This is a genomic window from Flavobacterium sp. SM15, from assembly GCF_022012335.1.
Lineage (GTDB): Bacteria > Bacteroidota > Bacteroidia > Flavobacteriales > Flavobacteriaceae > Flavobacterium.
In genome coordinates, this window is sequence record NZ_JAKLTO010000003.1 from 91,340 (window position 1) to 107,402 (window position 16,063).

General features: G+C 37.0%; 12 protein-coding genes. 11 read left to right on the forward strand and 1 reads right to left on the reverse strand.

The genetic code is table 11. The features are described from left to right. The first annotated feature begins 1 nt into the window (after position 1). The 11 genes from LZZ90_RS06025 to LZZ90_RS06075 all read left to right on the forward strand — a co-directional run bounded on the left by LZZ90_RS06025 (position 2) and on the right by LZZ90_RS06075 (position 14,063). Positions 2–619: an HPP family protein gene (locus LZZ90_RS06025; RefSeq protein ID WP_237789793.1), complete on the forward strand. Its 618-nt coding sequence runs from the start codon at positions 2–4 to the stop codon at positions 617–619. Continuing rightward, positions 603–992, forward strand: a complete 390-nt coding sequence (locus LZZ90_RS06030) for a VOC family protein (protein ID WP_237789794.1) — start codon at positions 603–605, stop codon at positions 990–992. Before LZZ90_RS06025 ends, LZZ90_RS06030 begins: the two co-directional genes overlap by 17 nt. A gap of 86 nt (positions 993–1,078) precedes the next feature. Beyond that, positions 1,079–1,624 (forward strand): plasmid pRiA4b ORF-3 family protein, encoded by a 546-nt coding sequence (locus LZZ90_RS06035; RefSeq protein WP_237789795.1) that lies wholly within the window; start codon positions 1,079–1,081, stop codon positions 1,622–1,624. Positions 1,625–1,703: 79 nt separating this feature from the next. Further along, positions 1,704–2,762 carry a nucleoid-associated protein gene (locus LZZ90_RS06040; RefSeq protein WP_237789796.1) on the forward strand — a complete coding sequence of 353 codons (1,059 nt, stop codon included), beginning with the start codon at positions 1,704–1,706 and terminating at the stop codon, positions 2,760–2,762. Between the two features lie 200 nt (positions 2,763–2,962). Continuing rightward, positions 2,963–3,235 carry a DUF4242 domain-containing protein gene (locus tag LZZ90_RS06045; protein ID WP_237789797.1) on the forward strand — a complete coding sequence of 91 codons (273 nt, stop codon included), beginning with the start codon at positions 2,963–2,965 and terminating at the stop codon, positions 3,233–3,235. 110 nt (positions 3,236–3,345) lie between these two features. Next, positions 3,346–5,175, forward strand: coding sequence for a hypothetical protein (locus LZZ90_RS06050; RefSeq protein WP_237789798.1), 1,830 nt, complete (start codon positions 3,346–3,348; stop codon positions 5,173–5,175). Positions 5,176–5,229: 54 nt separating this feature from the next. Beyond that, positions 5,230–6,126, forward strand: a complete 897-nt coding sequence (locus tag LZZ90_RS06055) for an ABC transporter ATP-binding protein (RefSeq protein ID WP_237789799.1) — start codon at positions 5,230–5,232, stop codon at positions 6,124–6,126. 10 nt (positions 6,127–6,136) lie between these two features. Further along, complete coding sequence (locus tag LZZ90_RS06060; protein WP_237789800.1) at positions 6,137–6,976, forward strand: ABC transporter permease; 840 nt, start codon at positions 6,137–6,139, stop codon at positions 6,974–6,976. 16 nt (positions 6,977–6,992) lie between these two features. Then, entirely contained in the window at positions 6,993–9,296 is a 2,304-nt protein-coding gene (locus tag LZZ90_RS06065; RefSeq protein WP_237789801.1) for a T9SS type B sorting domain-containing protein, read from the forward strand. Between the two features lie 46 nt (positions 9,297–9,342). Then, positions 9,343–11,733 (forward strand): T9SS type B sorting domain-containing protein, encoded by a 2,391-nt coding sequence (locus LZZ90_RS06070; protein ID WP_237789802.1) that lies wholly within the window; start codon positions 9,343–9,345, stop codon positions 11,731–11,733. Positions 11,734–11,753: 20 nt separating this feature from the next. Then, positions 11,754–14,063 carry a choice-of-anchor L domain-containing protein gene (locus tag LZZ90_RS06075; RefSeq protein WP_237789803.1) on the forward strand — a complete coding sequence of 770 codons (2,310 nt, stop codon included), beginning with the start codon at positions 11,754–11,756 and terminating at the stop codon, positions 14,061–14,063. Between the two features lie 75 nt (positions 14,064–14,138). Here the strand turns inward: LZZ90_RS06075 and typA are convergent, their stop codons facing one another. Then, entirely contained in the window at positions 14,139–15,938 is a 1,800-nt protein-coding gene (gene typA / locus LZZ90_RS06080; protein WP_237789804.1) for a translational GTPase TypA, read from the reverse strand. Positions 15,939–16,063: the final 125 nt, after the last annotated feature.

Consider the following 16,063-nt stretch of genomic DNA (forward strand, 5'->3'; position numbering starts at 1 on the left):
CATGCCAACACAAAAAATAAAGCGAAGTTATCGCAAAACCCGTTACATTCTTTACAAAGAAACTTTAGTTGATTTCAAAGAACATTTCTGGGCTTTTGTGGGCGCTTTTACCGGAATGGGAATCATTGCCTATTTGCAGTACAACGCTTTCCCTAAAGAAGATTTTGTGTTTTTAATTGGTTCCTTTGGAGCCTCTTGTGTTTTGGTTTATGGTGTGATTCAAAGCCCACTGGCGCAACCCCGAAATTTAATTGGCGGTCATGTGATTTCTGCAATAGTTGGCGTAACGGCTGCAAAATTGTTTCCCGAAATGATTTGGCTGGCTTCAGCTGTGGCAGTAGCTTCGGCAATTGTTATGATGCAGATTACCAAAACATTACATCCTCCCGGAGGAGCAACCGCATTAATTGCCGTAACAGGATCACCCGCAATTTTAAAATTAGGCTATTGGTATGTCCTTTCTCCTGTTTTAAGTGGAGCCATGATTCTTTTAGTTGTAGCTTTAATTTTCAACAACATGACTTCCAATCGTCAATACCCGACCAACAAGAAGTTTACAAAATTCAAGAAAAAATTCATTCATCCTATTACATTGAAAAACAATGCTGCATCTCAATAAAATACATCATATCGCTATAATTTGTTCCGATTATCAAAAATCTAAACACTTTTACACTCAGGTTTTGGGTTTGGAAATTGCACAGGAAGTATACCGTGAAGAACGTCAATCCTACAAACTGGATTTGGCCTTAAACGGAATTTATACCCTGGAACTTTTTTCCTTTCCTAATCCTCCTAAAAGACCTTCCAGACCAGAAGCAGCCGGTTTACGCCACTTAGCTTTTGAGGTGGACGACATCGAAAAAACTCGTGAATTTATTCGCTCTAATAACATTGAGGCAGAAATCATCCGAACCGATGAATATACCGGAAAACAGTTTTTCTTTATTGCAGATCCCGACGATTTGCCTATTGAATTCTATGCGAGCTGATTAAAATCTTATCAACAATTCGCATTTGACAAATCCCAAATCTAAAATTATAATTACCTTTGACCTTTCAAAAAAACACACAGATCATGGTTTATAAATTTAGAGTGATCCTTGACGCCGAAGAGGATATTTTTCGCGACATTGCCATCCTTGAAGACGACAATTTAGAAGACTTACACAACGCCATCGTAAACGCTTTTGGCTTTGATGGTATGGAAATCGCTTCGTTTTACACCTGTGACGATGCCTGGACGCAAGAAGAAGAGATCCCGCTTTTTGATACGGGTGATGTTGCTGGGGAAATGAAAACCATGGCCGATTATCCGCTTTCTTCGATTTTAAACGAAGACGATACGAAAATCATTTACGTTTATGACTTTCTAAATATGTGGACGTTTTTCGTAGAATTGGCTGCCATTGAAGAAGAAGAACCAGGAGTCACTTACCCGGATTTACTGTTTGCTCACGGAGAATTACCTACCGATGCACCAACCAAAGATTTCAATTCACCTAATGTTTCCAAAGACGATATTTACGGTGATTTTGAAGACGATTTCGACGAGGAAGACTTTGATATGTTTGACGGCGACGATTCGTTTGAAGACATGGGTTACGAAGACAACTGGAACTAAAAAAATCAAAATAATTTTGTTTAGAACCAAGATTTAGAACTTTCTTTTTCTTGGTTTTTTCATCTAAAATATTCGCAAAATGATCAATCTGTTTAACACGCACATCGACAATTTATCCATCCACCGTGTTGGAAACAAAAGCCGCAATGAAGCCATTTTCCTTTCGGAACAGCCTTATAACCTGAACGATGAAATCATGCCGCTTTTAAAAGAGTTTTTCTTCAAACCTTTCAGAGAGAAAGAAGAAAATTATTATCAGTTTGCGCATGATGTGGATTTGGATTACAACGAAATGTATAATTATGCTAACGAGATCTTTACCGATCCAAGCAATGTACATGAGGTTACTAAAAAAATCACCAAGCATTTGTTTGAACAATCCAACCATCCGCACATTAAAAACGGGGAGGTTTATGTAACCTACTTAACTAATGTTTCCATTGATAACAATGTGGTGGACGCTATCGGGGTTTTCAAAAGTGAATTAAAAGCGGATTTCCTTCAGTTTGAAGAAAAAGATGCCAACTTGGATATGATTCTACAACAAGGAATCAACCTGAACAAACTGGACAAAGGCTGTTTAATCTTCAACTATAAAAAAGAAGAAGGCTATAAAATTTTAACGGTTGACAGCAATCGTTACGATGCCCGTTATTGGTTAGAGCATTTCCTTTCTGTGGATGCGTTTCAGGATGAGAATTTCATCACCAAAAAGTACTTAAAATTCTGTCAGGACTTCGCTAAAGAAGTAGTTTTACCGGCTGAAGACAAAAAAGAAGAAGTAATGTTCATGAACCGTGCGGTAAACCATTTCGCCAAAAACGATAACTTTGAAGAGTCTTTATTCTTGAACGAAGTAATTGATAATCCTGATTTGATTTCAGAATTTAAAAACTATAAAGTAGACAAAGGCGAAAAATACAGCATTGAGGATTTAACCTCTTTCCCTATTGCCAACGCGGCAGTATCAGATGCTCGTAAGAAAATGAAAAACATTATTGAATTGGATACCAATATTCAGATCAAACTGGACTTCATCAACCCGGAAAGTGCCGAAAAATTTGTAGAAAAAGGCTGGGACGAAGAAAAACAGATGTACTACTACTTGGTTTACTTCAACAAAGAACAAAAATCATAAGCTAACCCCTTGATAATTAAAGAGTCCTCAAACCAAAAGTTTGGGGATTTTTTCTTAAATTTGATAGCGCGTATTTATAATCCAACACTACTTCTTTACTAATTAATGCCCCTATTTTTCAACAAGTGAAGCCGAATCACCTTAAAAACGGGGCAAAACCGAAAAGCCTTACGAGTAGGACTAATTTAATTCTCAAAATTATGCCTAAATATGTAATTGAACGGGAAATTCCCGGAGCTGGCTCACTAACTTCAGAACAATTAAAAGCAATTTCACAAACTTCCTGCGGAGTGCTAAGTGAAATGGGGCCTGAAATTCAATGGGTTCACAGTTATGTTACCGGAGATAAAATTTATTGTGTTTACATTGCACCCAATGAAGAAATGGTTCGTGAACATGCAAAAAAAGGAGGTTTTCCTGCAAATTCAGTAGTAGAAGTTGTTACAATTATCGACCCAACTACAGCAGAATAATCTTTATTGCAGGGTTAATTTAACTAAAAGGTCAGTTTTGGCCTTTTTTGATCCCAATCATACAACAATAACGATTAACTTTCGTTGAAGTAGTGCCTTGAGCTTAATTTATGATGAAACGTTTACTTTTTTTACTACTTTTTTTCTTTGCCGCAACCCAGTTCTCCTCAGGACAAGTAATTCGAATGCCGAGAGATACCACTAAAGTGTACAGTTACATCGAAAGGTATTCCAAAAAAAGAAAGTTTACAAAATTTGTACACCGATTGATTTTTAAACCCACCCAAAAAACAACTTCAAAAAACAAAAAGCAAAACAAAGCAAACATCAGACTCTTTGAAAAGTTTGAAGGAAAAATAATTCGTAAAATCAATATCGTTACTTTAGACCCTTTCGGACAATCGGTTGATAACCCTGAAAGGCCTCCAAAGAAATGGATTGAAAAAGCCGGTAATGGAATTCATATAAAAACTCGAAAATGGACCATCCGAAACAACCTTTTATTTAAAGAAAATGAGCCGCTTGATTCTCTTTTGGTCAAAGAATCGGAACGTTTGGTACAACAACAGCGTTACATCAGGAATGTAACCATCAAGCCGGTAGCCATTCCTAAAAGCAAGGATTCAGTTGATATTTCCATAATCGCATTAGATTCCTGGAGTTTAGTACCAACCGGATCTGTTTCAAGTTCCAACGGAAACTTGGAAATTACCGAACGTAATTTTATGGGAGTTGGTCATCAGTTCGAAAACAATTTCAGAAAACGCTTTGAAGACGGCCAAAACGCCTACGGAATGCGCTACATCATCCCGAATTTTAAAAATACGTTCATCAATACTACTTTTATTTACGATATTGATTTCGACCATAATTATGTTAAGAGCTTGTCTTCCGAACGAAACTTTTTTTCATCGTTTACAAGACTGGCCGGAGGTATTGGATTTCAACAGCGTTTTTATACCGATTCCTTAACCAACGCCTTAAACCAAAAAGCAAAATTCAATTTCAAATTTGAAACCTTAGATTTATGGGTAGGACATTCTTTTAGGATTTTTAAAGGAAAAACGGAAGACGATCGCATAACCAATTTGGTAACTACTTTGCGTTTTGCCAATCAGAAGTTTATTGAAAGTCCTACTTTAGAATATGACCCGATTGATTTTTATTCAAAGGCAAAATTGTACTTAAACAGTATCGGAATCACTTCCCGAAAGTTTATACAGAACAAATACATTTTCAACAATGGAATTCCCGAATATGTGCAAATAGGAAAAACCTATACGTTTACCTCTGGTTTTCAGGAAAAAAACTTCAGAAAAAGAGCTTACTATGGCGGTCGTTATTCGTTCGGCGGATTTTATAGTTTTGGTTATTTAAGCAGTAGCTTTGAAGTTGGAAGTTTTATCAACAACGGAACATCCGAACAAACAACCTTTCGCTTTGAAACCTTGTATTTTTCAGATTTAATCGAAGTTGGAAACTGGAAGATTCGCCAATTTATACAACCGCAAATAGTACTTGGCAATAATCGATTACGCGCTAAAAACGAGTTAATCAACATTAATGAAAACAACGGTATTCAAGGCTTTAACACGAATTTGACCGGAACCAAAAAACTACTGGCCACTTTTCAGACGCAAACCTATGTTCCCGGAAGTCTTTGGGGATTTAGAATCAGCCCTTTTTTCAATACCACTTTGGGAATGATTGGAGACGATGAGCATAAGTTATTAAACAGCCGACTCTACTCTAAATTTGGTTTAGGTGTGTTAATCAGTAATGATTATATGGTTTTCAATAGTTTTCAGATTTCTTTTGCCTACTACCCGACCATCCCCGGAACAGGCGATAATCAATTGAAATCCAACACCTTCAAAAACAACGAAATCGAATTACCCGACTTTCAGGTTGGAAAACCATACGTAGTTCCGTTTCAATAAGTAACAAAACACAAAACAATTCGTCTTATTTGTATCAACCAAAAAACAAACAATTTGGAAACTATTCTTACAATTGATAATCTCAACAAAAGATTTGGAAGCGTACATGCGGTAAAAAACGTTTCTTTCGAAATAAAAAAAGGCAATGTTTACGGGATTTTAGGCCCTAACGGAAGTGGAAAATCTACAACTTTGGGTATTATTTTAAATGTGGTAAACCGAACTTCAGGCGATTATAAATGGTTCGACGGAAAAATGGACACCCACCACGCACTTAAAAAAGTAGGTGCTATTATTGAGCGTCCTAATTTTTACCCCTACATGAGCGCCGAAGAGAACCTTAAACTGGTTTGCAAAATCAAAGGAATCCACTACGATAAAGTTGCCGAAAAGCTGGAAGTAGTAGGCCTTTTGGAACGAAAAGACAGTAAATTCAGAACATTTTCCTTGGGAATGAAACAACGTTTAGCAATCGCTTCTGCTCTTTTAAACGATCCGGAAATCCTGATTTTAGACGAGCCTACTAACGGATTAGACCCACAAGGAATTCGTCAAATACGTGATATCATCAAACACATTGCCTCTTTAGGAACTACAATATTATTGGCTTCTCACTTGTTGGACGAAGTGGAAAAAGTATGTTCTCACGTGGTTGTTTTACGAAAAGGAGAAGTTTTGTACTCCGGTTCTGTAGACGGAATTATTGCTAACGAAGGTTTCTTTGAAGTACAGGCCGATAGCAATGAACAGTTAAAATCGCTGCTTGCTAATCATGCTGCTGTGGAAAAAATTGAAGACGAGGATGGAAAACTTTATGTTTACCTGAAAGCTCCATTGGAGGCGGCAGAACTGAACCGTTACCTGTTTCAGAATAACATCAGTTTGAACCACCTGGTAAAGCGCAAACACAGCCTTGAAGAACAGTTTTTACAATTAACCAACCACAACTAATCCGCAGAAAATGAAACGACTTTTAGATATAGAATTACAAAAACTTTGGAAAAACAGATCGAGTAAAGTATTAATCATTACTTACTTCGTTTTACTTTCGTTCATTGCCTTAATTGCATCGATCAAATTTGAATTTGGAATGTTTAAATTACATATTGCTGAACAGGGTATTTTCAATTTTCCTTACATCTGGCATTTTAACACTTGGGTAGCTGCCATTTTAAAACTCTTTTTAGCGATTGTAATTGTTTCCATGATGGCCAACGAATACAGTTATGGCACTCTAAAACAAAACCTGATTGACGGAATGAGCAAAAAAGAATTCATTCAGTCGAAATTCTTAACAGTGATTTTATTCGCTTTAGGATCAACGGTTTTTGTTTTCATCATGTCTTTAATTCTCGGGTACAGTTTTTCCTCATACAATGAAATAGGGATTGTTTTTTCAGATTTGGAATACTTACTTGCCTATTTCGTAAAACTTACAGCCTTCTTTTCTTTTTGCTTGTTTTTAGGGATTTTGGTGAAACGTTCTGCTTTTGCCCTTGGCTTTTTACTGGTTTGGAATATTTTTGAAGGAATCGTGATCGGGCTCTTTAGATGGAAATTCAATTTTACGGAGAACATTCACGAAAAAATAGGGATGTTTCTGCCTTTAGAATCCATGAGCAATCTTATTAAAGAGCCAATTACACGACTTTCGGTTATTAAAAGTGCAGGAGAAGCTATTGGCGGAAAAGCCTTTGAAAAAGATTACAGTGTTCATTTCTATGAGATTTTGATTGTGCTGGTCTGGACTGTTATATTTGTGTTAATGTCGTATAAAATTCTGAAAAGACGAGATTTGTAGTATCTTTGCCGATGCTATGCGTGAATACAAAAAAGGTTTCGGGCTCTTAGTTTTAGTGTTACTATCCACAATAACACGGGCTCAGGTTATACAAATAGATCAAAATTATACGGCTCAGCAACTTGTTGAAAATGTACTTATTAACAGTGGTTGTGCACAAGCATCGAGTTTTTCGGTTTCGGGAGGAAATTTTAGCGATGGCTCTAAAAGCTATGCCTATTTTTCAAATACTTCCCCAAGTTTTCCTTTTGCGGAAGGAATCATTCTATCCACTGGAAAAGCTTTATCCGCTCAAGGACCTAACTCTTACATTTCAGATGACGGCGGAGGTATGGGCTGGGGTGGCGATTCCGATTTGAATCAGGCTTTAGGAGTTTCCAACACCACTAACCGAACCATTTTAGAGTTTGATTTCGTTCCGCTTTCGGATAAAATCAGTTTTGATTATATTTTTGCTTCTGAAGAGTATCACGATAATGCACAATGTACCTATTCTGATGGATTTGCCTTTTTACTGAAAAAAGTAGGAACCTCTTCGTATCAGAATCTGGCAGTAATTCCCGGCACAAACATTCCGGTTAAGGTTACCTCAGTGCACCCGCAGGTTCCGGGAGGCTGTGCGGCTCAAAATGAAGCCTATTTCGGGAGCTATAATTCCAGTAACCATCCTACCAACTTTAATGGCCAAACCGTTGTATTGACAGCACAATCCACTGTAGAACCGGGTGAAACTTATCATATTAAATTGGTGATTGCCGATGAAGGGAATTTCAGATATGATTCTGCCATTTTTTTAAAAGCAGGTAGTTTTAATATTGGCCCTGATTTGGGGGCAGACCGAACATTGAGCGGTGGAAATCCTCTTTGTCCTTCGGAAAATTTAGTTCTAAACGGAACCCTCACCGGAGCTACTTCTTATAAATGGTATCGAAATAATGTTGCAATAAGTGGAGCAACCAATCCTACGTATTCAGTCTCTCAATCCGGAACCTATAAAGTTGAAGTAACCATCAACGGAACTTGTACTACAACAGGGGAAATTACCCTTGAATATGCTCCTCTAACGGCAAATAATACCCAGCTGACTCAATGTGATGACAATTCCGATGGAATCACCACTTATAATTTGACTAACGCTCAACAGGCAATTACCGGAGGAACACCCGGTGTTACCATTCAAGGATACTACCATACTTTGCTAGATGCTCAAAATCAGATCAATTCAATTGGCAATTTTCAGAATTACCAAAATACTACCCCAAATGAATCAATCATTGTTAAGGTAAAAAATCAGTACAATTGTTTAGCTTATGCAACTGTTACCTTACAGATTCCAAACCATAGCATTGCTCCAGTACGATTTGAAAAATGTGATTCAGATACCGTTCAAAACGGAAGTACCGAATTCACCACGGCAAATTTCACATCAATTACAAATCAACTTTTAACAGGGCAGCCCGTAGGATTAAGTGTAGTGTTTTTTACTTCTGCTCAAAATGCAGTTTTACAAAATAATCCGATTTCAGTTCCGTTTACCAATACGGTTCCAGACCAGCAAGTTATTTATGCCCGAATAAGTAACGTAGGAGAATGTTACAGTATTGTTGCTGTTACCCTTATTGTTCATTCTTTCAACCCGGTTAACTTTCACGATGAAATTGTTCCGATATGTGATGGCAATCCTGTAGTACTTGATGCAGGAAGTGGTTTTACATCCTACTTGTGGAATACTACCCCAACTCAAAATTCACAGACAATTACAGTTAGCACTTCCGGGACTTATACTGTGACTGTTACCAATTCACTTGGCTGCCAGGCAACTAAAAAATTCACCATTGAAACTTCCCTACCGCCAACAATTACAAGTATTGAAACTCAAAGTTTTATGGGACAGAATAATTCAATAACGGTTCATGTTTTTCCTTTAGGGAATTATCAGTATTCTTTAGACAACATTATTTTTCAAAACAGTAATGTCTTTACCCCTCTGAACCCGGGAGAATACAACGTTTATGTTAAGAATTTGTGCGGCGATGACAATCAAACAGTTTACATTCTGGATTATCCACATTTTTTTACTCCAAACAACGACAGTTATAACGACACTTGGTTCATCAAAAATCTAGAATCAGAATACCCTAATTCACAAGTTCGCATTTTTGATCGTTATGGAAAATTGCTCAAACAAATGACTGCAACCGATACCTATGGATGGAATGGTCTATACCTGAACAATCAATTACCGGCAGACGACTATTGGTTTGTGTTGACCCTTGAAAACGGACAAATAATTAAAGGCCATTTTGCTTTGTTGCGATAATTCTTTCAACTACATTTGTTACTCGCTACAAAAAAAGTTCGATATCATGTTTTTCGTAAAACCACCACAATTTTACCTTATACTGTTATTTTTTTTTCAATTAGGATTCGCTCAAAAGGATTGTTCCGATGCAATTATTGTTTGTGGTAACAGCAATTTTGATAACCTATCAGCTACTGGAGCTGGAGTTCAGGAACTAACCGGTACAAATGATTGCAATAGTGAAGAAAACAACAGTCTTTGGCTGAAAGTAACCATAGCTGGCGGAGGAACTTTAGGCTTTACCTTAACTCCGGAGAACAGTAATATCAATGAAGATTATGATTTTTTTATCTATGGCCCCAATCCAACTTGTGGAAATATAGGACATGCCATTCGATGCTCTACAACTAATCCGCAGGCAGCAAGTCAGGGAAATAATTTAACTGGTTTAAGCCAGAATGAATTCGACACAAGTGAAGGACCAGGAGCAGATGGAAATAGTTTTGTTGCATGGTTGGATGTAGAAGCCGGTGAAAGTTATTTCATTGTAATTGACCGCCCTATAGGAAACAGTAACTTTTCTTTACAATGGACTGGAACAGCAACTTTTAGCATCCCTCCCACTGTAAACAATCCTGTTGGTGGCTCAACTTTTTCACTAAGTAAATGTGATTCCGATAACCTTCAAGATGATTCCACAGTTTTTAATTTATCTGGTTTAAGTGCAACTGCAATAGGTTTGCAATCGGATATTACCACAACATTCCATACTACAATAGACGGAGCCATTACCAATTCCGGTCAAATTCTTGATCCTAGTAATTTTACAAATACAAGCAATCCGCAAACTGTTTATATTCGTCTTACTAATGATTTAACGGGCTGTTTCGCCACTTCCGAAGTTATTCTTGATGTCACGCCTTTCAACACAAATACCCCAAATGATCTCGAAGAATGTGATTTGGATAATGACGGCTTTGTGACTTTTAATTTAACTCAGAATACAGCTTTGCTTAATGGAGGTGATCCAAATATTACAGTAAGCTATTATCCTAATACTAACAGTACAGTAGTTTTACCAAACAGTTATACCAATACAACTGCTTTTACTACCACTACGGTTTGGGCTAAAATTGCAGATAATTCGGGATGTTTTGTATACAAACCTTTTGACTTGATAGTAAACCGCTTACCGGCTAAAATTCCATCTCAATTGACCCAGTGTGATTTTCAGCTTAGTCCGGATGGTTTAACAACTTTTAATTTAGCACAAGCCAACGATTTGTTAACAGCAAGCAATCCGGATTATTCTACTAAATTCTACTTAACAGCTTCTGATGCTCAAACCGATACCGGTGCATTGTCTAACAGTTTTGCAAATACTCAAAATCCACAAACACTATATGCTAGGGTAATTGATAATACTACTCAATGTTTTAGCATCACAACTTTGACTTTAAATGTTAGTGTAAACCCGACCGTTACCGTTACTTTGGAAAAATGTGATGATGCAACTGAAGATGGTTTAACTCAGTTTGTGTTGTCGGATGCCGGATTTGAAATTTCAGGAAATACTGTGGTTTACTATCCATCAGCCAACGATGCTTTACTAGAAACCAATCCTTTACCAGGAAATTACACCAATACCACACCAGCATTTCAAAGAATTTATGCACGAATTGAAAATGCAAACAACTGCATTGGAATAAACATTATTGATCTAAAAATTAATCCGTTACCAAATATCATCAAAAATGACAATGCAGTTTTCTGCTTAAACAAACCAAATGAACCGGTTACTCTTGACGCAGGAATTGGTACTCAAAATCCAAATCAGTTCACCTATTTATGGACTCCAAACGGAGAAACCACACCAACAATTGATGCGTATGCAGCTGGAACCTATACCGTTAAAGTTTCAAACAGTCAGAATTGCTCAAAAACCAGAACTATTATCGTAAAAGAGTCCGACTTAGCAGTAATTGAAGCTATTGATGTTGTTTTATTTACCGATAATAATGCGATTACTATTTTTGTTCAAGGCGATGAAAGTGATTATTTGTACAGCATCGAAGATCTTAACGGATTTTTTCAGGAAAGTAACCACTTTGAACATCTTTTCCCGGGAATCCAATATGCTTATGTAAAAGATAAAGATGGCTGCGGAACAACCCGAAAAGAATTTACTGTTTTGGGAGCACCTGCTTTCTTTACACCTAATGGAGATGGCTACAATGACACTTGGAAAATTACAGGTATGGACAACGGTTATTTTTCCAACAGTATTATTTATATTTACAATCGTTTTGGAAAATTAATAAAACAAATGACCGGAAGCAGTGATGGATGGGATGGCACCTTTGGAGGAGAATTACTGCCTGCCACAGATTATTGGTATGTAATCCAATTAGAAGACGGAAGAAGCTCAAAAGGGCATTTTTCATTAAAACGATAATAGTAAAAATTTATAATGCCATGAAACTTAAGCTGTACCTTTTTATTACATTAATTTCAGCGGCCATAACAAAAGCACAATACATTCAGGTTGACGAAACCTATACTGCTCAACAGTTAGTAGTTAATGGTTTATTGAACAGCCCCTGCATTCCCGTTTCAAATTTTTCGGTAAGTGGAGGTTTTTTCAGCGATAATTCAAAAAGCTATGCTTATTTCACCAACTCTTCTCCTAATTTCCCTTTTACCAATGGAATTATTCTATCGACAGGAAAATCCCGTTCTGCTATTGGCCCTAACGTATCGATGATTAAGACCGATGGAGACATGAGCTGGTCAGGAGATTCCGATTTGGAAGAAGCATTAGGAATTAGTGACACCTATAATAATACCGTTTTGGAATTTGACTTTATTCCACAAAGTAACCGCATCAGCTTTGATTATATTTTTGCTTCGGAAGAATACACTAATACACTCCAATGTAATTATTCTGATGGGTTTGCCTTTCTTATTAAAAAAGTGGGTAGTACAGATCCCTATGAAAACTTAGCGGTAATTCCCGGAACAACAGATCCGGTTCGGGTTACTTCTGTACATCCTGTTGTATCCGGATCTGATGGTTGTCCGGCTATCAACGAAGAATTTTTCGGATCGTATAACCCTTACAATTACCCTATTAGTTTTAACGGACAAACCAAAGTTTTAACTGCTGAAACCGATGTAGATCAAGGAGATCTATATCATATTAAACTTGTCATTGCAGACCATCAGGATTATGAATATGACTCAGCTATTTTTTTAAAAGGAGGTAGTTTTGGTGTTGGTCCGGATTTTGGCCCAAGTCGTCTTTTAGTTACAGGAAATCCGCTTTGCCCCGGAGAAACTTTAATTTTGGATGCCACACAATCCGGTACCGTAACGTATCAATGGTATAAAAACAATGGGATTTTACCCGGTGAGACAAATCCAACTTATACTGTTAGCAGTCCTGGAGATTACAAAGTAGAAGTCACTTTAAACTCAGCCTGTAGTAGCATTGGGGAAATCACTGTAGAATATTCAACCATTACTGTTTCTAACACAAATTTATATCAATGTGATTACGATGGTAACGGACTTGTAACGTACAACCTTAGCTATGCAACTAATGCAGTAACGGGTGGAGATACCAGCTTAAGTGTTTTAGGTTACTATTTGAATCAGACTGATGCGGAAAATGGGTTAAATCCTATTCCAAATCCTCAGGCGTATCAAAACACTCCTTCCCAGACAACTGTCATTGCTAAAATAAAAAATCAATACAACTGCATTCGTTACGCTACAATCACTTTACAAATTGGAACAAGTGCGTTATTAAATCCGATTGCTCCTGTTGAAAATTGTGATACAGATACCAATCAGAATGGAATTACCACTTTAGATTTAACGCTGGTAAACCAAAGGATTCTTACCGCTAACCCTTCACTTCCAAATACTTCGACCGTGCAGTATTTCTTAAGCGCACAAGATGCTGAAAATTTAAATAATCCACTACCCTTAGCCTATCCCAATACAACTGCCTTTCAGCAAATTATTTATGCACGAATTGTAAATGGATCCAATTGTTATAATATCATTCCAATTACGTTAATCATAAATACTTTTACCCCTAGCAACTTCAATGATGAAGCTGCATTTTTCTGTGACGGAAGCTTAGTGGTTTTAAATCCGGGCAGCAGTTTTACTTCATATACTTGGAATACTACTCCTGTTCAAAATTCGCAAACAATAACCGTTTCACAAGTGGGAACTTATCTTGTTACCGTTACCAACAATAAAGGCTGTAAAGCAGTAAAAAAATATACTGTGATCAGTTCAGGAAGTCCTGTTACAATCAACACAATTGAAACGAGTTTTCAGGGAAATCAGAATTCAATAACTGTTTATCCGCAAGGCACTGACACCTACGAATATTCACTGGACAACATCAATTATCAGACAAGCAACTATTTCACAAACCTAACACCTGGAAAATATACGGTTTATGTGCGTGATATATACAAATGTCGTATTACCCCAAAAGATGTTTATATTTTAGATTATCCGAAATTTTTTACACCCAATGCTGATGGGCATAATGATTATTGGAAAATCGAAAATCTTAAGATCAATTATCCTAATGCAAAATTGTTTGTTTATGATCGCTTTGGAAAACTTTTAAAAGAAATTGGGACGGAAGGATATTGGGATGGAACTTTTGAAGGCATTACTCAACCCGCAACCGATTATTGGTTTGTTTTAGAATTGGAGAACAAAACAACCCTTAGAGGTCATTTTTCATTAAAGCGTTAATCTGCAACCAAGAATAACAAATAAATAAAAAAAACCACTCAATTTGAGTGGTTTTTTATTTATAAACAATTGAAATTAATCAATTTTGTAACGCTTTCTATCGTTCTCGTTCAAGTAGATTTTACGCAAACGTAACGATTTTGGAGTAACTTCAACGTACTCATCTTTTTGGATGTACTCTAACGCTTCCTCTAAAGAGAATTTGATCGCCGGAATAATTCTGGTTTTATCATCAGCTCCTGCAGAACGGAAGTTGGTTAACTGCTTGGTTTTAGTAATGTTGATTACCATATCATCACCACGAGAGTTCTCACCCACAACCTGACCTTCATAAACATCTTCATTCGGATCTACGAAGAACTTACCTCTGTCCTGTAATTTATTGATTGAGTAAGGAATTGCTTTTCCGTTTTCCATAGAAATTAACGAACCGTTGATACGACCAGCAATTTCTCCTTTGTACGGTTGGTATTCCAAGAAACGGTGTGCCATAATAGCCTCACCCGCCGTAGCAGTTAATAACTGATTTCTCAAACCGATAATCCCTCTTGAAGGAATGTTGAATTTGATGATCATACGCTCACCTCTTGGTTCCATACTTAACATTTCACCTTTACGAACGGTTACGAATTCTACTGCTCTACCGGAAACATTTTCTGGTAAATCGATTGTTAATTCCTCAATTGGCTCACATTTCACACCATCAATTTCTTTGATGATTACCTGTGGCTGACCAATCTGTAACTCGTATCCTTCACGACGCATTGTTTCGATTAAAACCGATAAGTGAAGTACTCCACGTCCGAATACCATAAATTTATCAGCAGAATCTGTTTCATTAACACGAAGTGCTAAGTTTTTCTCTAACTCTTTAGTTAAACGATCTTTTACGTGACGCGATGTAACGAATTTACCTTCTTTTCCAAAGAAAGGCGAATCGTTAATAGTGAACAACATACTCATTGTTGGCTCGTCAATAGCGATAGACGCTAATGCTTCCGGGTTTTCGAAATCTGCAACAGTATCACCGATTTCAAACCCTTCCAATCCAACAATAGCACAAATATCTCCAGCCATTACACTTTCTACTTTTTTACGACCTAAACCGTCAAAAGTGTGTAATTCTTTAATTTTAGATTTGATGATTTTACCATCGCGTTTTACTAACGAAATGTTCTGACCTTCTTTTAATTCTCCTCTTTGTAAACGACCGATTGCGATACGACCGGTAAACGAAGAGAAATCCAAAGAAGTGATCAACATCTGAGGTGTTCCTTCCGATACTTTCGGTGCAGGAATGTGCTCCAATACCATATCTAAAAGCGGCTCAATGTTTTCCGTTTGATTTCTGAAATCCGTAGACATCCAGTTGTTTTTAGCCGAACCGTAAACCGTTGGGAAATCCAATTGCCATTCTTCAGCGCCTAATTCGAACATTAAGTCGAATACTTTTTCGTGAACTTCTTCAGGAGTACAGTTTTCTTTGTCCACTTTATTTACAACCACACAAGGTTTTAATCCTAAATCGATAGCTTTCTGCAATACGAAACGGGTTTGTGGCATCGGACCTTCAAAAGCATCTACTAACAATAAAACACCGTCGGCCATGTTTAAAACACGCTCTACTTCTCCACCGAAATCGGCGTGACCCGGAGTATCGATAATATTAATTTTAGTTCCTTTGTACGTTACGGAAACGTTCTTGGAAACGATAGTAATTCCACGTTCTCTCTCAAGATCGTTGTTGTCTAATATTAAATCACCGGTGTTCTCGTTGTCACGGAACAATTGGCAATGATACATGATTTTGTCTACCAAGGTTGTTTTACCGTGGTCTACGTGGGCAATAATCGCGATGTTTCTAATTGAAGTCATATACTAATTTTGAAGGTGCAAAAGTACAACTATTTTTTGGATTAAAAAGACTAATTATGAAGTAGTTAGCAAAAATTTAATCATTTACTAATACAAAAAAAGCCCTCAAAATGAGAGCTTTAATA